Source organism: Brevibacillus jepli, from assembly GCF_047229145.1.
GTDB lineage: Bacteria > Bacillota > Bacilli > Brevibacillales > Brevibacillaceae > Brevibacillus.
The window spans coordinates 257,842-275,870 of record NZ_JBFEFW010000005.1 but is presented as its reverse complement, the minus strand read 5'-3'; the positions used below and the strand labels follow the sequence as shown (position 1 = coordinate 275,870).

Here is an 18,029-nt window from a genome sequence, read left to right as displayed (position 1 = left end):
GATGCGGATGAGCCAATTGGAGAAGCGAAGGCGGGGCCATATCACCAAATGCACATATGTTAGAGGGGAGAGGTGAGGAAAAATGGCCTATCCTTCTGACAGTCAATTCATCCCATTTATGCTCGGGGGAAGTCCATTCGGCGACGTCCCGAACGATGAAAATCCCGGCTCTGTCGACATGGTAGGAAACTCTACGTTTCCTGTTGCTTTTTTAGCGTACGATGGAACGAATCTTTATTTTCGGATGAGAGTCAACGAAGATCCAAGAAATTCGCAAAAAACGGGTTTTCGAAATTTTGCGTGGGGATATTTGATCAATACAACCGGAGTAGCTGGCACATACCAGTGGATGTTGGGTGTGCAAGGCTTACGCAATCGGATTGCCTTGATTCAAAATACGGTCGTAGAATTCAACTCCTGGAACGATCCGGCAGAGGGAACAAACGGTCATGGAGCGCCAAACTGGCAAGCCCCGATTATCAATTTTGACACGGCTCGTGTGCGGTTGACGAATGATGGCTCAAATTTTAGCGGCAATCCGGATTACTTCATTGATCTCGTTATGCCGGCCTCTACCTTTTTTTCAACGATCGGGGTTACCTCGCTTACTTCCCTTCGTTTCCTGCCCTTTACTGCAACAAATGACAACAATTACAACAAGGACTCTCTGCGAGTCAGTGAAGGCTTCAGCTTTGTAAATTCCTTAAGCAATACGACTATGGTAGCAGCAGGGGACGTACGGGCCAGACTTGCGGTCGACAAGCAGGTAACAGCAGGACCAGCTGTAGTTACCACAGGACAGCTATCGCAATGGGCGGGGTCCATCAGTGTCACCAATACCGGGAAGAGCCAGGCAACGACAGTCGTTGTCAACGATCTGATCGAGCTGGATCAGGTAACAGCTTTTACGGTAAACGCAACAAGTACTGGCTCTGTCAGCTACAATCCGCTCACCAAGGTACTCAGCTGGAAAATCGGTAACTTGGCCGCTGGTACTACTGCCAGCTTGACGTTTACGGTCAGTGGGGTATTCGCGGTCTCTCCAGGAGGAACGCGGCGGTTAAACACAGTAACAGTCACTGGCATAGACAGCTTTTCTGGTGGAACGCTTTCTCCTGCTCAGAATCATATTGTCATCACGGTAAACTTGGCTGGAAGTGTTGCTGGCGTGGTGCTTGACCAGTCCACGAACTTGCCTGTTGCAGGTGCTCAGGTCGAGCTGTATGATTCGATTCCCGTACTAATCGGAACGACGACAACAGATACAGATGGTGCCTATTCATTTACCGGATTGGCTCCTGGTCTGTATTCATTGTCAGTGACAGCGCCAACTTATGACCCCAAAATTCAATTCGTGAGCGTTTTGGCAGGGCAGACCACAAGAGCGGACATTTTGCTTCCTCCGAGTCCGGGTCAGGTGAACGGGACGATAACAGATACGGGATTGGCACCCATCTTTGGTGCAGTAGTAAAGCTCATTAATACGACTGGTGTGACCGTAAACCAGACAGTGACAGGGGCAGGAGGGACCTATCAGTTTACCAATGTCGTGCCGGGTGCCTACACGCTTGCGGTAAGTGCGGATACATTCCAGCCAGCAACAGTCGCAATCAATGTCATTCGAGCCCAGGGGACTTTACAAAATGTAGTGCTCCAGGCATCAGTCGCCCAGCTCTCAGGTCTCGTGACAGGTCCAGGTAACATACCGATTACCGGGGCATTGGTGGAAGTGCTTAGCCAGGCAGGTGTTACACTGACGGAAACGACAACAGATGGAGCTGGCGCGTATCTCCTGACCAAGCTCGCAGAGGGTGTTTATCAAATCCGTGTCAGTGCCGCAGGTTTTTCCACTCAGTTAGCTGGAATCAGTCTGCAAGCGGGAGATGCCAAGGTACTTGATTTTTCTTTGACGACTGCATTTGGAACGGTAAGTGGAACCATTTCCGATGTACAAACGGGGGAGGGAATCCCAAATGCGAGCATCAAGGTAGTCACGCGTTCAGGAATTACTGTAGGCGAGACATTAACCGACGTAAATGGAGACTACTCTTTATCCTTGCTCGGTCCGGAAACATATGTCCTTACGGCGGCTGCGGAGGGGTATGCGGGCCAAACAGTAGGGGTAGAAATCACTGCTGGCGCTACTACGACGGTTGACCTTGAGTTGGAAAAACAGGCAGGGGTATTGATGGGGACTGTCTCGGACACAGGCATGAATCCGCTTGCTGATGCCGTTGTCGTTGTTCTGAAGGGAACTGTTCCTGTTGCACAGACGATTACCGACAGCACGGGCACCTTTTCCTTCCCACATTTGGCCCCGGATACGTATACCGTAACTGCATCTGCTTCTGGTTATTCCACTGCTGTGTTGGGTGTAACTGTCGCACCTCAGGAAATGTCATTTCTGGATTTTGTTCTCCAAGCTTCACCGGGAGCAATCGCAGGACAGGTAATTGACAGCGGCAATCAGCCGATTCAGGGTGCTACCGTCATCATTAGGGAAAATACAGCAGCAGGTGCTGTTGTCGCTACTGTATTGACGGATGGGAACGGGCAGTATGTGGTACCTGATCTGCTGCCACAGGCGTATGTCGTCATCGTATCTGCTCCAGATAAAACGACAGTGATCACAGGGGCAAGCGTCACCTCACTTGCGACAACAACGGTAAATGTACAGCTTGCAGATTTGCCGGGGAGCATTTCGGGTTCGATTCTCGATGCTACTTCGGGTCTGTCGATAACAGGTGCTTCGGTAGAGGTTAGCGTGTTGAACCAAGCCGGGGCAATCATCGCCCATGCAAATAGCGATCTGGCTGGAAATTACGAGATCACAGGTCTGGCACCCGGGGTTTACACCGTTACGGCCCATGCAACCAATTATGAAACGAGCAGTGCTTCCGCCACTGTACTTGCCAATACGAATACGCCTGTCAGCTTATCGTTGCTCGCAAGTCCGGGTGAGATTCAGGGGCAGGTGGTCGCTGCAGGGACGTTGCAGCCAATTGCCGGTGCACGAATAAATGCACTCGATTCCAATGGCTCCGTCGTGAATTCAGTATACAGCGACAGTCAAGGAAGCTTTGTTATCACGGGGTTGGCTGCAGGCCAGTACGTCATCGTGTTTTCCGCGAGTGGCTTTCAGTCCAATCATGTCGGAGCCATTGTGCTAGCGAATACAACTACCCCTGTCCAGCTTCAGCTCAATCAGGATTTCGGTTTTATTAGCGGTATTGTAGCACCTGTCGTACCGGGAACCACCATTCAATTGTTTGATATCAATAATCTGTTGGTTGGTACTGTTGTCGCAGATGGAAACGGAGCATTTTCATTTTCAGGGATCGCACCAGGTTCTTATGTCCTTACAGCTACGGCTACCGGCTACGCTGTTCAATCCGTTGGGGCGATCGTACAGCCAGAGCAAACGGCCAACGTTTCTTTTACGCTTACGCCGAATCCGGCCAGCATTTCTGGAACCGTAAGAGACACGGGGATGCAGCCAATTGTCAATGCGGTAGTCCGTATTCTGGACTTGAATGAGACGACACTGGGCTTTGGCTATACGGATGCAGCCGGGTTCTATACAATTGGCAACCTGCCTTCTGGCTCATCTATCGTGGTGGCAAGTGCCCTTGAATATGTTACAGGCTCGGTTGGTGTTACACTTGGACCCGGTGAAAATAAAATCGGGGTAGACTTTACTCTTGGGGCGAATGCAGGCGGGATTAGCGGACAGGTGACGGACGCGACGAATCCCGCGATAACCATTGCAGGGGCTGTTGTACTGATTCGTTCCATAAGTGACGGAAATGTAGTGGCTACAGCAAGTACCGACCAGACGGGCAGCTATTTGATTGAACACCTGTTGCCGGGTGCTTATACCGTCACGGTTAGCGCGCCTAGCTATGCGGATCAATCAGTTGGGGCCAATGTAGTCAGCGGGGAGACGACGGGGGCTAGTGTGGCACTCTTGGCATTGCCTGGGTCAATCGTGGGAAGTGTCATAAACAGCTTGGGTGTACCTGTTACGGGAAGCGAAATCAACGTCAAGCTGATGGATGGCAATCAAGCAGTCATACAAAGCTTGCTGGCGAATGAATCGGGCGTATTTTTCTTTGCGAGTGTCTCTCCCGGGGTATACACCATCATCGCCTCAGCTCCTGGTTATGCAGGAGGAAGTATCGGCGTGATCGTGGCAGCCAATGCTGCAACATCAGCCACAGTCACTTTACCTGACTTGCCTGCGGCCATCTCGGGTCAGGTGACGAATCAGATGACGGGATTCGGGATTCCGGGGAGCACAGTGCTCATTACGGATGAACATGGGGTTGTGCTCGCTCAATTGTTGACGGACGATCAAGGTAATTTCCTGGCAGAAAAGCTTCCGCCGGGAGTGGTGAATGTAGCTGTTTCTGCCCCGAATTTTGTATCCGTCTCGCAGGCAGTTATATTGCAAGGAGGCATCACAACCAACTATCAGCAGCAATTGACTCCTAATCCTGGCAGTTTATCCGGCGCTGTGATTGATCTGGAAACAGGCTTGCCAATCGCAGGCGCAACGGTAATTGTGTACGACAACACACGTGCAGCGGTAGGTTCCGCGCTGACAGATGCAACGGGGAACTTTTCGTTTGACAGGCTGGCTCCCGGAGGGTACACCGTCAATGTAAATGCATCCGGTTATGTAAGCGATGTAGCTGGAGCGCAGATCCAAGCTGGGGCGATGTCCACCTTGAGTTTTGCCTTACAAGGGTTGCCCGGTGCCGTTGTAGGTACAGTGCGAGAGCATGGGACGGCCTTGCCGATTTCGGGTGCAGTCATTACGGTTCGACAGGGAAGTCAATCTGGAACGATCATTGTCATTGTTCAGGCTGATGAGCAAGGGCAATATATGGTAAGTGGACTTTCACCCGCGAGTTATACTCTAATCGCAAGTGCTACGGGACATGCAGCTGAGGCCTCGACAATTATGGTCGGATTGGGAGCGACTACAGGTCTCGATTTTTCCTTGCCAAGTCTCCCAGCAAGTGTCACCGGACAAATTAGTGACGCACTTCTCGCCACACCTTTACCGAATACGCTCGTCCGTTTGCTGGGCAACAATAACACGATCCTCTTTTCTACCCAGACAGACGCTCAGGGGATCTATTTCATTGATGGATTTGTCGCAGGAAACTACACCATTTTGGCAAGGAACGAAAGCTATCAGAGGGAAAGTGTATCCTTTGATGTAGCGCCTGGGGGAACTGCTACAGTCAATATTCCGCTCAATCCGAATCCAGGAATTTTGCAGGGTACTGTCAGGGATGAATTTGATGGTACCCCGCTGGTAGGAGCGGAAGTCCTACTCTTTTTCCCTGGCACAAACAACTTGCTGTCTCGGGCGATTACGGACGGTCTCGGTCAGTTTACGATTGATGGCTTGGCTCCCCTAACCTATACGCTGGCAATCAGTGCTCTCAACTATACGACTCAGCCAGTTGGCGCGACGATTTTTTCTGGTCAGACGACGGTCATCGACGTAGGGCTTCCCCCATTTCCAGCGACGGTCACAGGTCAGGTACAGTCCGGGGGTGGAGGTGTTGTTCCGAACGCATTGATACAGGTGAAGGATTCACACGGGACATTGTTCGGCAGTGCGATTACGGATGATCTGGGCAATTTCGCTGTTGGCAATCTGCCGCCTGGAACGTATTTGATAAGCGCAAGTGAAGACAGCTATGCAGCGGCAACGCAAAGCATAACCGTGACAGCAGGACAGACAGTTACCGGAGTTATTCTCACAATGCCTCCTCTCCCAGGTAATATCTCCGGACAGGTGACCAATCAGTTGACAGGACTCCCTATCACGGGGGCGGCTGTTGCCATTCAGCTGTTTTCCAATGGCTCGTTTGTTGCCAACACCGTAACGAATCAGAACGGGCAATTTCATGTGAATGGCTTGACGGCTGGAGAGTACAATGTCATTGCAAGTGCAGAGGGCTTCGGTACGCATTACCGTACAGTTTCGGTTCTAAGCGGGCAGACGACGGTAACGACAGTCGAGCTATTGCCATTCGTCGGAACAATATCCGGGATTGTCCTGTTGCCGGACGGTATCCAAGCCAGCGGAAACAATATTCAATTGTCGCTTTTCAATTCAGACCAGATTCGTTTGCAAAACATTTTGGCTGAACCCGATGGAACGTTCCACTTTGTCAATGTGGCACCGGGTACGTATACCGTTGTGGGATCGATCCCGGGTATCGGTACCGGTCAGGCCGAGGCAGTCGTTTTGCCGAACCAAACCACCTTTATCATTATCCGACTCTCTCAGACGGGTACCATACAAGGAACCGTTCGATCTGGTTTGACAGGTCTGCCAGTTGCAGGGGCCACAGTGTATGTGCAAAGGGTGAATCAGCTACACACAACCATTGTGACAGTTCAAACAGACGGCTTAGGCAGGTACAAGGTAACTGACCTTGCTCCCGGCACCTACTTGGTTGTTGCCAATAGGATGGGGATTGGAGAAGGGAGAGGGACAGTCACATTGGGAGCGGGAGATACAGCCATCCTGGATTTGGTCCTGAATCCAGCAGTACTGTGCGGATTTTTGCGAGTCAGAAATTGCCCGTCGATTTTGTTTACCCAAAATTGATGATTTGGAGAATTACTCCACTTTATATAAAAATAATGGCGGATAACTCCGTTTTTGATATAATAGCTGTAGAAATACAGCTTTTTTCTTTTGGGTATAAAAAGCTGTTCCATCCTGGCTATTGATAAAGGGGAGCGAGCAATATGGTGAAACAGCAGGAGGAGCTGTTCAATCCGCCGGCAGCAACCATCTCGAAGACAAATACGCTTTTGCACATTCAGAGTCTCCTTCCCTCCTTTACGAAATCGGAGCAAAAGGTTGCCAATATCGTGTTACAGCAGACAGACAGTGTGATCTATTCATCGGTAATTGATCTTGCCGAAAAGGCGGGCGTAGGTGAGACAACGGTTCTGCGTTTTTGCCGAAAGATCGGCTTTCACGGCTATCAGGAGTTCAAGCTGGCATTGGCCCAAGAATTGGTCAATCCGGTCAAAAACTTGCACGGCGAAGTCGGAGAAGACGATTCGCTGGACATCATCATGCACAAAGTAACAGCAACGAATCAACAGGCGATTGGCGATACGACTGCACTGTTTCACATGGAACAGCTGGAACGCTGCGTTGACCTTTTGCAAAAAGCAAACACGATTCACTTTTACGGCGTAGGTACGTCAGCGGTAACGGCCCAGGATGCCAAGTACACCTTCTTACGGATCGGTCTTCGTGTAGATGCTTTTAATGAATCACATTTACAGGCGATGGCTGCGGCGACACTGGGACCAGGTGATGTAGCGATCGGTCTGTCTGTATCGGGCAGCACGAAAGACACGATCGACTCGCTGAAGGTAGCCAAGCAGGCTGGAGCGAGTTGCATTTGCCTCACGCATTATCGGCGCTCGCCCATTACCAATGTAGCGGACATCACACTGCTGACTGCGGCACAAGAAGGTCCTCTTCAAGGAGGCTCACTCGCTGCCAAAATCGCGCAGCTGCATGTACTGGATGTCATCAGTACGACCATTACGATGCGCAACAAGGAAAAGGCCCTTTTATATAAAGAGAGAACAGCGAAGGCTGTACTGGAGAGAAAATACTAACGAGAAATGGATAGGAGTGATTTGGAGATGAAGCTAGTCATTGTAGAAAATTACGCGGAGCTCAGCAAAAAAGCTGCTGAAATGCTTGCAAGCGAAGTAAAAGCAAATCCGAAGACGGTCTTGGGGCTTGCGACTGGTGGAACACCTGTAGGCATGTACCGTGAGCTGATCAAGCTGTCTCAAGCGGAGAGCATCGATTTTTCGCAGGCGTCGAGCTTTAATCTGGATGAATACATCGGACTTTCCTCTACTCATCCACAAAGCTATCGCTCATATATGCAGGAAAACTTGTTCAATCACATCAACCTTCCTGCAGAAAAGACACATGTGCCAGTAGGGGATACAAGCGACCATTTGGCAGAGTGTGCACGCTATGAGGAAGCGATCCGCTTGGCGGGAGGGATAGATATACAGGTGTTGGGAATCGGTAATAACGGACATATCGGCTTCAACGAGCCTGGCTCTCCTGCCGAATCAGTGACACGCGTCGTCCAGCTAACGGACAGCACAATCGAAGCGAATGCCCGTTATTTTGATAGCGTGGACCAAGTTCCGACTCAGGCCGTTTCCATGGGGATCAAAACGATTCTCGGAGCCAAAAAAGTCGTTCTACTCGCAAGTGGAGCGGCTAAGGCTGAGGCAGTGCGATTGATGGTGGAGGGTGAGCCTACGGCAGATGTACCAGCTTCCTTGTTGCAAATGCATGCGGATGTGACGGTCATTGTGGACCGAGACGCTGCGAGCAAGCTGACTACCTCCGTACTGGCAGGAACGAAACCAAGCGGCAGCTAACGGCACCGCTTGGTTTTCGTTACGCTTGTTCACCAATCTGTTCCGAATACGCGCTCGTTCCTTATGCTATACTGGGAATGTTGCGAGAGGTCACCAGATTTTTCAAAGGAGCTGATTTAGAATGAGCGCAAACGAAGCGTTGCTTACATTAGAAGGTTGGTATACGTATCATAATTTCCGCACCATCAATTGGGAAAAGTGGAAAGCAGCGTCCGCAGCAGAACGCCAAGAAGCGTTGGACGAGCTGAACGCATTGATCCGCACATGGGAAGCGAATGAAGCCGAGAACCAAGGCAGCACAGCTTTCTACTCCATCCTCGGACACAAAGCTGATCTCGTGTTCATGTTCCTGCGTCCAACGATGCAAGAGCTGGACGAGATCAAAACAGCGTTTAATAAAACCCGCTTTGCTGCTTATACAGAAGCGCCTTATTCCTATGTATCCGTAGTAGAGCTTAGCAACTATGTACATAACCCAGGTGAAGATCCAAAAGCGAACCCGCATGTGCGTGACCGCCTCTATCCGATCCTGCCAAAATGGGAGCACATCTGCTTCTACCCAATGAACAAAAAGCGTGATCTGCAAGACAACTGGTATATGCTCTCCATGCAGGAGCGTCAAGAAATGATGCGCTCCCACGGCTTGATCGGCCGCTCCTACGCTGGTCGCGTGAAGCAAATCATCGGTGGTTCTGTTGGTTTCGACGATTGGGAGTGGGGCGTTACCCTGTTTGCCAACGATCCGTTGGAGTTCAAGCGTATCGTTTACGAAATGCGTTTTGACGAAGTGAGTGCACGCTTCGGTGAATTCGGCAGCTTCCAAACAGGAAATGTATTGAACGTAGAAACACTGGCGAAAAAGCTGGAAGTATAAGCAATGACCCTAAAAGATCTGCTGTGTGAAGAAATTCGCATGGGCAGATCTTTTTTTGCCTACACATTCTCACTTTAATGGTAAAATAAGGTGATATTTAATAATAGAGAGGAGAGGTTGATCCGTGTTGAGACGTACAACATCGTGGGGGCTCTCACTCGGCGTGTCATCTACTATTTTGGTGACGTCTGTATTTGCTACAGCTGGTGTCGAGGGACTCGTCCCGGTCGCACATGCCGTCGAGAAGACTATTTCGCAGGAAGAAGCAATCAGACAAGCCCAGAAGTGGGTGACGATTCCGGGTGACTACAAGCTGGAACGTGCCAGATTATCAAATCCCGAAGAAGATTACACGGGAATGGGGAATGCTCACTGGAATGTCACTTGGGAAAAAAGCAAGGTCGGAACCATTCATGTGACATTGGATGCGGTAACGGGTAAATTGACGCGCTATTACAGCTATTTGGAAGATAATCAAGTAAAAAGTACAAAGACGAAGCTGACGGAAGAAGAGACAATCAAGCTAGCTACACAATTTCTGGAAAAAGTAACAACGGAAGAAGAACGGAGTCATTTATCCAAGCCGAATGAATATGTCGATCCGGATAGCTACTATTTCAGAAATGAGGGACAAAGAGTCAATTTCACTCGAATGGTAGGGGGGATTCCGTTTATTGGAAACGGTTTCAGGCTGATGGTAGAAGAAAATGGGGAAATAGCAGGCTTTTACCGTGACTGGTATGATGGCAAGCTGCCTGATGCTTCCAAGGTGATTGATCAAGCAGAAGCAGAGAAAACATGGGGAGAAAAGGCGATTCCCTCCCTGATTTACAAGGATGTGGCGTCGATGACGAGCAATCAGCGAGTACCTGGTGAGTACGAGCTCGTCTACGATTACGAGTACAAGGATCCGCAGCTTGTTGATGCGACGACTGGCGAGATGATCAATTTATTCGGAAAAGCTGCCAGTGAGAAAAAAATCAAGCCTTTGGGGACTACCGTAGCCAAAAAGTCGACACAGAAAAAGTTGATTACAAAAGAAGAGGCGCAAAAAATTGCTGATCAATACATGCAAAGATTGCCCGGCAGTTATCGCTCTGACGGTAGTAGCGGTGGAGGTTCCAGTTCATCGGGTGGCGTAACCATACGTCGCTGGAGCTTTGATTACACACCACAAAATGGAGATGCCAAGCAGTCTACCCAAGTGGAAGTGGATATCAATGATCGCGGAGAATTAGTTGAGTATCGCATCAATCCAAACAGCCGATTTGACGAAACGCCCAAAAAGATGGTCTTTACTTGGGAGCAGGCAGAGGAAAGTGCGACCAAGCTCGTCCAAACCATCTTAGCCGATCAGCTGGGAGCAATCTATTTGATTGAGGAGGAGCCAACGCAGGAGGCTCTGCAAAGCTCTTTGGAAGAGGGTGAACACTACGGTATCCAATTCGGCGTCCTTGTCAATGGCATTCCAGTTGAGGATGAAAGCATCGAGGTCGAGGTTCATCCTGAGACGGGGCAGGCCATTTCGTTGAACAAGCGCGACAGGGATGTGCAGACTCTCCCTGAGGCAGTAGCTGATCATATCGATGCGAAAGCGGCGCAAGAAGTTTTTCGAAAGCAAAAGAAGCTCCAGCTGACTTACTTCCAGCCTATGTCGGATTGGAGACTGGCGAAGGCGTCTGATCCGCTGCTCGTCTATCGTTCGATCGGAGACAATGGCGTCGTGAAAGCAGAATCGGGCGAGTGGTATAGCTTTGTTGAGGCGCAAAAACAGCAAGCCCCGAGTGACATCGCTGAGCATCCGCAGCAGGCGGCACTTGAATTTATCGTTCGTAAGGGATGGATGGCGGTCTCTGATGGCCAGTTAGGACCCGATAAAGAGGTCACGCGCGGGGAAATGGCCATGATCATCGCACAGATGACAAATGATATCGAATTCCGAAATTTGCGTCCTCGCTTCGATATTGATGAAGAACGGAGAACCCATGAATTTGCTGATGTACCTTCTTCGCATCCACACTACGCTGCCATACAAAAAAATATCGAATACAAACTGATTCCAAAGACAGGCAATAAATTTGAGCCAGACCGGACGATAACACGCGCTGAACTGGCGGATATGGCTGCCAGACTGCTCGGTTATGGTGATCTTCTTGACAAGCCTGAGCTATTCAAAACTCCTTACCAGGACGTGCAAAGCAAGCATATCCCGGCGGTTACTCTCCTCTCAGGGCATGGCTTGCTCAAGGGCAAATCAGCTGCGACGTTTGAGCCGGACAAGCCCGTTACCAGAGCAGAAGTCGCTGAACTGGTGAAAATGATCTACGACCAGAAACAAATCGAGAATTAATCGGCTCGTAAATTCGTTCCAAAAGATCTGCTGTGTGAGATCATCACATCGGCAGATCTTTTTTATACCACAACCTCTCTCTAATGGTAAAATAAGGGTGTTTGTACACAGAGAGGAGAGGTTGATTCGTGTTGAGACGTACTACATCATGGGGTCTATCACTCGGCGTGGTATCTGCCATTTTGATGACGACTGTATTCGCTTCAGTAGGTGGCGGTAGTCTGACGTCAGTCGTACATGCTGCCGAGAAGACACTTTCGGAGGAAGAGGCAATCGCGCTTGCCAAGAAGCAGTTGACGATTCTGGGTGAGTATAAGCTGGTAGAAGCACAATTCGTAGACGGCTTCGAAATGCAATGGGGAAAACCAATATGGTATAGCAGATGGAATAAAGAAAAGGGTGGAAGTATTAGTTTGCAACAAGATGCAGCATCAGGGGAAATATGGAAATATGAGTATCGTGGGGACGAACGAGAAGGGGAGGCCAATCAAAAGAAAATCACGGAAGATCAAGCGTTCCAAGTGGCGACTCAATTTCTTAAGCAAATAGCGACAGAAGAAGAACGGAGCCGTTTATCCAAGCCCAATGAATATCCTGATTCGGACATTTTCTTTACGCCTAATCGACCGGGAATAGATGTCAACTTTACTCGTATCGAAGACGGGATTCCTTTTCTGGAAAATGGGTTTCGACTGATAGTGGGCAACGATGGGGAAGTGATCTATTTTGAGCGGCGCTGGTCAGAGGGCAAACTTCCAGATGCTTCGAAAGTCATAGGGTTAACAGAAGCTGGGAAAAAATGGGATGAAGGGGCATTTCCATCATTTTTGTACAAGGATATGGCGTCCCGCGTTCGTAAGGAACCTGCATCATACCAGCCCGTTTATGATTTTCGGGAAAACGATCCGCAGGTTGTTGATGCCATCACAGGAAAAATGCTCGATTGGTACGGACAGGTTTCCAAAGAAAGGAAGATACAGCCGTTAGGGAATACAGTTCCTCCAACCACGACAGAACAAAAGCTCATAACGAAAGACGAGGCACAAAAAATAGCAGAACAACATATCAAAAAGCTCCCCGGTACATACCAACCAAATGGAAAAATCAGGGAGTCAGGATCTGATGAAAAGCAATGGTATTTTGAGTTTCTTTCGCAACCAGGGGATGGCAAAGAGTCAGATCTGGTGGGTATGAAGATTAACGACCGTGGCCAATTAGTCTACTACGTTGTGAATGAAAAAAGGAGGCTCGATGAAGATATCAAGAAAATAGAAAAGGGTATTACCTGGGCACAAGCGCAAGAAAGTGCAGCAGAGCTCGTACGAACTTTATACCCCGATCAGTTAGGAATCATTTATTTGGTCGATTACGCTCCGCGAGAGGAAAGGATCAAAGAAATCTGGAAAAATGGCGAACCGTATGAGATCGAGTTTGGCTATTTGGTCAACGGTATACCAGAAGAGAATTCCATCTTTCAAGTCGATATCAACCCTAAGACAGGGGAGGTATGGGAAATGTATAACTATGAATATCCGGAGCATTTATCTCTTCCCCCAATTAATGAAGAGAGTATCGATGTGAATAAGGCGAAGAAAGTCATGAAAGAGAACAAGAAACTCATGCTCACCTACTTTCAACCGAAAGCAAGGAGTTATGGATATGCTAAAATGCTTGAACAGCCACTCCTCGTCTATCGTTATGTAGGAGAGAAAGGGCTGGTCCAAGCAGATGGCACGTGGCACAGATATGCAGAAGAGCGCAAACAGGAATAGATGCCTTTGAAAATTTACGAAACCTTGTCTTTGGTTCCCCGACACTTTTTGTTAAAGTAAACAGGAAAGCATTTTGGCATCTGGAGGGGAACAAGTCTGGGCTTTCTCACGTTTAAAATCGGTTATCGTACGTTAAAAACAGCCATCGGGACGGCTATCTCGATTCTGATCGCCCAGCAGCTGGGCTTGATGTATGCATCTTCGGCTGGGATCATTACGATCTTGTGTATTCAGGTGACGGTCAAGCAATCGTTTCGAACAGCGTGGAATCGGATTCTGGCCAGCTTGTTGGGGCTTGGAATTGGGGTCTGCCTGTTCTCCATCATGGGCTATACACCGCTTGCCATTCTCCTTTTCATTTTGATTTTCTTGCCGCTCGCGGTACGCTTTGGCATTCAGGAAGGCTTTGTCAACAGCATGGTCGTGCTCATGCATCTGTATTCTTCCAAGAGAATCGACGGGATGCTGCTGCTCAATGAGGTCGCTTTGCTTGTCATCGGTGTGGGAGTAGCCCTTTTGGTGAATCTGTACATGCCGAGTCTCGATAAAGAGCTGAAAGGGATGCAAGTAAAGGTGGAGAAGCTGTTCAGCAAAATCATGCGAGAATTCTGCTACTACTTGCGTCACGGAGAAAGTGATTGGGACGGGAAAGAATTGATCGAAACAGCAGGCGTGCTGGAAACGGCGATTCGCTTGGCTTCACGAGACGTGGACAATCGATTGGGCCGTCGCAACGATTCGTACTACGAGTATTTTGTCATGCGGCAAAAACAGTTCGAGCTATTGGAACGGATGATGCCAATCGTCTCTTCGCTGGATCATCAGGTGACAGAGAGCCATCGGATCGCGGATTTTCTCGAACGAATCAGTGACTCGGTTCATCCGGGCAATACCGCCTATCGTTTTATTGATCAACTGCGCGTGATGCAAGAGGAGATCAAGGCAGCCGAGCTACCACGGACAAGAGAGGAATTCGAGACGCGTGCCTCGCTGTTTTACCTCCTTCGAGAGATTGAGAGCTATTTGTTCATCAAGCATGAGCTAGGCAAAAGCGATGGGGAGAAAAAAGGAACAAGGCAGTCAAGGCAAGGCACGTAATCCGATGCAAAATAACAAGGGGACCAGCGGTATCGCTACAGGTCCCCTTGTTATTTTTCTTGGTACCATTTCAGTACTCTTGGTGCTCCCGCAAGCTGGTTACAGGAACACTCATTTCCTGTTCCGGCTGGTCGAGCGGGTAAATCCTCGCCATGTCGTTGTCATCATCGACATGCTGAATATAAATGGGTACGCCATCGCAGGTAACGTTCGCCATAACGGGCGAAGCGGCGATTTCTTTCGCGCGCTGCTTGTTCATTCCGACTCCCCCTGTCATTTGTAACAGGTATAATATGTACGTGAGCACGGGATGGTATACTTTTTACGCCTGTTGACATTCCCTAAAATATGTAATAAATTGAAGGGGAAATTACTACGAAATCGTACTAAAAGGAGACAACGGTATGCATCAACTATACGACCTCTTTCTGAAAACCGGTTTGCGTCCGTTTGCCTTTATGTCCGATACGATGCAGCTGGAAGAAAAACTGACTCGCTCAGATTTGTCGACGCTCCTCATTTTGCTTTTCCGCGGAGATTTGACTATGTCAGAGCTGGCGCAAGAAATGGGGGCACCGCTTAGTTCGATGACCAGCATCGCGAAAAGACTTGAGCGAAAAGGTTACATCGCGAGGGCTACCTCTGTAGAGGATCAGCGGGTGAAGCTCGTCACGCTCACACAACAAGGCATGCAGCTGGCAAAAGAATCGGAGCAACTCATGCTGGCAATGCTCGGCAGGCTTCAGGAGGCATTCACGCCAGAAGAAATGGAGCAATTCACTACGCTTTTACTTAAGGCTGCGAAGGTATTTCAGGATGGCGGGCCCGTCAAGCCTCGTGAAACAAAGGTTCGTTCGATCAAGATCAACATTGAGGAATAGTCAGTTCGAGCCTGTTTCTTTTTTTGCTTAATTACTACGAAATCGTACTAAATGGATAGCGAAGGAGAGATTCGAGATGAGAATCATCATTTACACGGGCAAGGGTGGGGTAGGGAAAACAAGTGTGGCGGCAGCAACAGCAGTTAAGCTCGCAAAGCAGGGACAGAGGACACTGGTTCTCAGTACAGATGCTGCACACAGTTTGGCAGATTCACTAGGCACAGCGATTGGACCAGACCCCGTTCCAATCAGCGAAAATTTGTGGGGGCAGGAAGTGAACAGTTTACGGGAAACAGAGCGCAACTGGGGGGCAGTCCAGGGGTGGCTGACGGGCTTACTCGACAAAGCGCAGCTGTCAGACATTACAACGGAGGAGATGCTCGTTTTTCCTGGCATGGAGGAATTGTTCAGTTTATTACAAATCAAAGAACACGCCATGAGCGGGCAGTTCGATGTTATGGTAGTCGATTGTGCTCCAACCGGGGAAACACTGCGGCTGCTCAGTTATCCCAACGTATTGAACTGGTGGTTGGAGAAAATTTTTCCGACCGAGCGCAAGCTGATCAAGCTCGTTCGCCCGGTTGCCAAAATCGTTAACAAAGTAGAGCTTCCTTCCGATGACGTACTGGATAGTGTCGAGCAGCTCGCACGGGGGTTGGAGGAAATGCAGCGAATTGTGTTGGACCCAGAGATTACGTCGGTACGGATCGTGGTGAACCCGGAGAAAATGGTGTTAGCGGAAGCAAAGCGCTCGTTCACGTACTTGAATCTGTTCGGTTTCAATACGGACGCCATTATCGTGAATCGGGTGCTTCCGGATGAAGCGGGCGAGGGATTTTTTGCTCACTGGCGAGAGCTGCAGCGGAAGTATGAGAACGAGATCGTGGAAAACTTTCAGCCACTGCCGATTTTAAAAGCACCGATGATGCCAAAAGAAGTGATCGGGCTTCCCGTTCTTGAAGAATTGGCTGACATCGTTTTTGGAACAGAAGACCCATCCGCCAAGCTTTATCAAGGCAGAACGGAACTGATTCGAGAAGTGGACGGCGAGCTGCATTTGGAGCTGATGATTCCTTTTGTGGATAAAGCAGCCTTGGATTTAACGCAAACAGGGGATGAATTGACCGTAAATGCGGGTGCCTACAAGCGAAAAGTCATCTTGCCACGAGTATTAATGGGACGACAGGTTACGGGAGCGAAATATGCAGAAGATCGGCTAATCATTCGTTTTAGCGCAAGGGAAGGGGCTGCCCAGCATTGAGACGTACGGGATTGAATCGGGTGCTGACGATTATCGGGAACATGGAACAGCATGGAACCGAGCGACATGTGAAAAATGCTTGCAAAGAATGGTTACTCGCATCGCGGTCAGTATTAGACAGCCTGATTGATACATTAGAACAAGAACAGGAGAGTCCGAGTGATGCTCGCAAAATCAACATTTCCAAAGAATAGGCCAATTTGAGAGGAGAGAAATGACATGGTAAGTGGTATGAAACGTCAAATGGGTTTTACTCTTATCCTGACAGGACTTCTGCATACAGTTGTCGGTCTCTTTTTCTACGCGGAGCCCCTGCAGCAAATCGTCGCACATGGCTTTTGGAATGCGGTTGGGCGAGAGGAGGATGGTGCGTTCTGGTTTATGATGTGGGGCTTTTTGCTGATTTTGCTCGGTTATATGGCGGATTGGCTGATGAAAAAGAAGGAGATGGAGCCGCCAGCTGCCTTCGGGTGGACGATTCTTGCGATTTGCGTGGTTGGGGTGATCGCCATGCCCGTATCAGGCTTCTGGCTCGGTCTTCCTCAGGCTGGCATCCTGCTTCGCAAGTGATGTAAGAAATTTGCGGTTAGGTAGATGGTTCAGATAAAATGAATCTAACAAATTTTCTATATGTTTCTATGCTTGGGATTGGTTATGAAAGATGGGGATAACACGATGGAGCGCATACATGACGTCCAAACCTTATTCAAAGAATCGCAAAAAACGAGAGTGAAATACTTGTTCTTTTGGGGGCATACACAAAAGGAGTCAGGCATAATCGACAAATCGTGCTTCAGCCAATGGTATCCGGCCGCTTTTGTAGAGGACGATATCACGTATCTGACTGCTGAGCATTACATGATGGCGAAAAAGGCTGAACTGTTTGGTGATCTAGCCATCCGTGATGAAATACTCAGGAAAAGCCATCCAAAACAAGCGAAGGAATTGGGACGCAAGGTTCATTCCTTTGACGAGGCTGTGTGGAATGCGAACAAGAAGGCGATTGTCCGCCAGGCAAACCTGTTAAAATTCAGTCAGCATGCCGATTTGCAAGCGTTCCTCTTGGATACAGGTGACCGGATTATTGTTGAAGCGAGTCCTTATGATCGGATTTGGGGAATCGGGATGGCCCAAGATCATCCGCATGCGGAACAGCCTGAAAAGTGGCGGGGAGAAAATTTGCTCGGTTTTGCATTGATGGCAGTCAGGGAGCAGCTTCGTTCGTGATCAGGATTACGATGATCGGGGAAGAGCCCGTCGAGCAGATTCCCTTTTTAGCAGCAGGAGCGGGTGGCAAAGGTGTTGTTCCGAGCTGGTTGCCCATCTA

The 18,029-nt window shown here is 49.2% G+C and carries 13 protein-coding genes; 12 read left to right on the top strand and 1 reads right to left on the bottom strand.

The window, feature by feature from the left end:
• Positions 1 to 82 precede the first annotated feature (82 nt).
• From AB1L17_RS08190 to AB1L17_RS08160, 7 genes are all read left to right on the top strand, one after another.
• Complete coding sequence (locus AB1L17_RS08190; RefSeq protein WP_412846553.1) at positions 83 to 6,637, top strand: carboxypeptidase regulatory-like domain-containing protein; 6,555 nt, start codon at positions 83 to 85, stop codon at positions 6,635 to 6,637.
• Between the two features lie 143 nt (positions 6,638 to 6,780).
• Positions 6,781 to 7,674 (top strand): MurR/RpiR family transcriptional regulator, encoded by an 894-nt coding sequence (locus AB1L17_RS08185; RefSeq protein ID WP_412846552.1) that lies wholly within the window; start codon positions 6,781 to 6,783, stop codon positions 7,672 to 7,674.
• Between the two features lie 27 nt (positions 7,675 to 7,701).
• A complete protein-coding gene (gene nagB / locus AB1L17_RS08180) occupies positions 7,702 to 8,466 on the top strand; it encodes a glucosamine-6-phosphate deaminase (RefSeq protein ID WP_412846551.1) in 765 nt (254 codons plus the stop codon).
• A gap of 121 nt (positions 8,467 to 8,587) precedes the next feature.
• Entirely contained in the window at positions 8,588 to 9,340 is a 753-nt protein-coding gene (gene hemQ, locus AB1L17_RS08175) for a hydrogen peroxide-dependent heme synthase (protein ID WP_412846550.1), read from the top strand.
• 124 nt (positions 9,341 to 9,464) lie between these two features.
• Positions 9,465 to 11,690, top strand: a complete 2,226-nt coding sequence (locus tag AB1L17_RS08170; protein WP_412846549.1) for a YcdB/YcdC domain-containing protein — start codon at positions 9,465 to 9,467, stop codon at positions 11,688 to 11,690.
• Positions 11,691 to 11,818: 128 nt separating this feature from the next.
• Positions 11,819 to 13,462: a YcdB/YcdC domain-containing protein gene (locus tag AB1L17_RS08165; protein ID WP_412846548.1), complete on the top strand. Its 1,644-nt coding sequence runs from the start codon at positions 11,819 to 11,821 to the stop codon at positions 13,460 to 13,462.
• Between the two features lie 78 nt (positions 13,463 to 13,540).
• Entirely contained in the window at positions 13,541 to 14,560 is a 1,020-nt protein-coding gene (locus tag AB1L17_RS08160) for an aromatic acid exporter family protein (RefSeq protein ID WP_412846575.1), read from the top strand.
• Between the two features lie 70 nt (positions 14,561 to 14,630).
• Here the strand turns inward: AB1L17_RS08160 and AB1L17_RS08155 are convergent, their stop codons facing one another.
• On the bottom strand, positions 14,631 to 14,819 hold the full coding sequence (locus AB1L17_RS08155) for a small acid-soluble spore protein H (RefSeq protein ID WP_412846546.1): 189 nt from the start codon (positions 14,817 to 14,819) through the stop codon (positions 14,631 to 14,633).
• A 145-nt stretch (positions 14,820 to 14,964) separates the two neighbouring features.
• Between AB1L17_RS08155 and AB1L17_RS08150 the strand changes: the two genes are divergently transcribed.
• From AB1L17_RS08150 to ybiA, 5 genes are all read left to right on the top strand, one after another.
• Complete coding sequence (locus AB1L17_RS08150; RefSeq protein WP_412846545.1) at positions 14,965 to 15,441, top strand: MarR family winged helix-turn-helix transcriptional regulator; 477 nt, start codon at positions 14,965 to 14,967, stop codon at positions 15,439 to 15,441.
• Positions 15,442 to 15,517: 76 nt separating this feature from the next.
• Complete coding sequence (locus AB1L17_RS08145; protein WP_412846544.1) at positions 15,518 to 16,702, top strand: ArsA family ATPase; 1,185 nt, start codon at positions 15,518 to 15,520, stop codon at positions 16,700 to 16,702.
• Positions 16,699 to 16,896 carry a hypothetical protein gene (locus AB1L17_RS08140; protein ID WP_412846543.1) on the top strand — a complete coding sequence of 66 codons (198 nt, stop codon included), beginning with the start codon at positions 16,699 to 16,701 and terminating at the stop codon, positions 16,894 to 16,896. The genes AB1L17_RS08145 and AB1L17_RS08140 overlap by 4 nt, the downstream gene beginning before the upstream one ends.
• 25 nt (positions 16,897 to 16,921) lie before the next feature.
• Positions 16,922 to 17,272, top strand: coding sequence for a DUF6463 family protein (locus tag AB1L17_RS08135; RefSeq protein ID WP_412846542.1), 351 nt, complete (start codon positions 16,922 to 16,924; stop codon positions 17,270 to 17,272).
• Between the two features lie 105 nt (positions 17,273 to 17,377).
• Positions 17,378 to 17,929, top strand: a complete 552-nt coding sequence (ybiA, locus tag AB1L17_RS08130) for a riboflavin biosynthesis intermediates N-glycosidase (protein WP_412846541.1) — start codon at positions 17,378 to 17,380, stop codon at positions 17,927 to 17,929.
• Positions 17,930 to 18,029: the final 100 nt, after the last annotated feature.

Bases quoted from the DNA above. Each gene is read 5' to 3' on its own strand.
- AB1L17_RS08190 (WP_412846553.1), top strand. From the start codon at position 83: ATGGCCTATCCTTCTGACAGTCAATTCATCCCATTTATGCTCGGGGGA.
- AB1L17_RS08185 (WP_412846552.1), top strand. From the start codon at position 6,781: ATGGTGAAACAGCAGGAGGAGCTGTTCAATCCGCCGGCAGCAACCATC.
- nagB (WP_412846551.1), top strand. From the start codon at position 7,702: ATGAAGCTAGTCATTGTAGAAAATTACGCGGAGCTCAGCAAAAAAGCT.
- hemQ (WP_412846550.1), top strand. From the start codon at position 8,588: ATGAGCGCAAACGAAGCGTTGCTTACATTAGAAGGTTGGTATACGTAT.
- AB1L17_RS08155 (WP_412846546.1), bottom strand. From the start codon at position 14,819: ATGAACAAGCAGCGCGCGAAAGAAATCGCCGCTTCGCCCGTTATGGCG.
- AB1L17_RS08150 (WP_412846545.1), top strand. From the start codon at position 14,965: ATGCATCAACTATACGACCTCTTTCTGAAAACCGGTTTGCGTCCGTTT.
- AB1L17_RS08145 (WP_412846544.1), top strand. From the start codon at position 15,518: ATGAGAATCATCATTTACACGGGCAAGGGTGGGGTAGGGAAAACAAGT.
- AB1L17_RS08135 (WP_412846542.1), top strand. From the start codon at position 16,922: ATGGTAAGTGGTATGAAACGTCAAATGGGTTTTACTCTTATCCTGACA.
- ybiA (WP_412846541.1), top strand. From the start codon at position 17,378: ATGGAGCGCATACATGACGTCCAAACCTTATTCAAAGAATCGCAAAAA.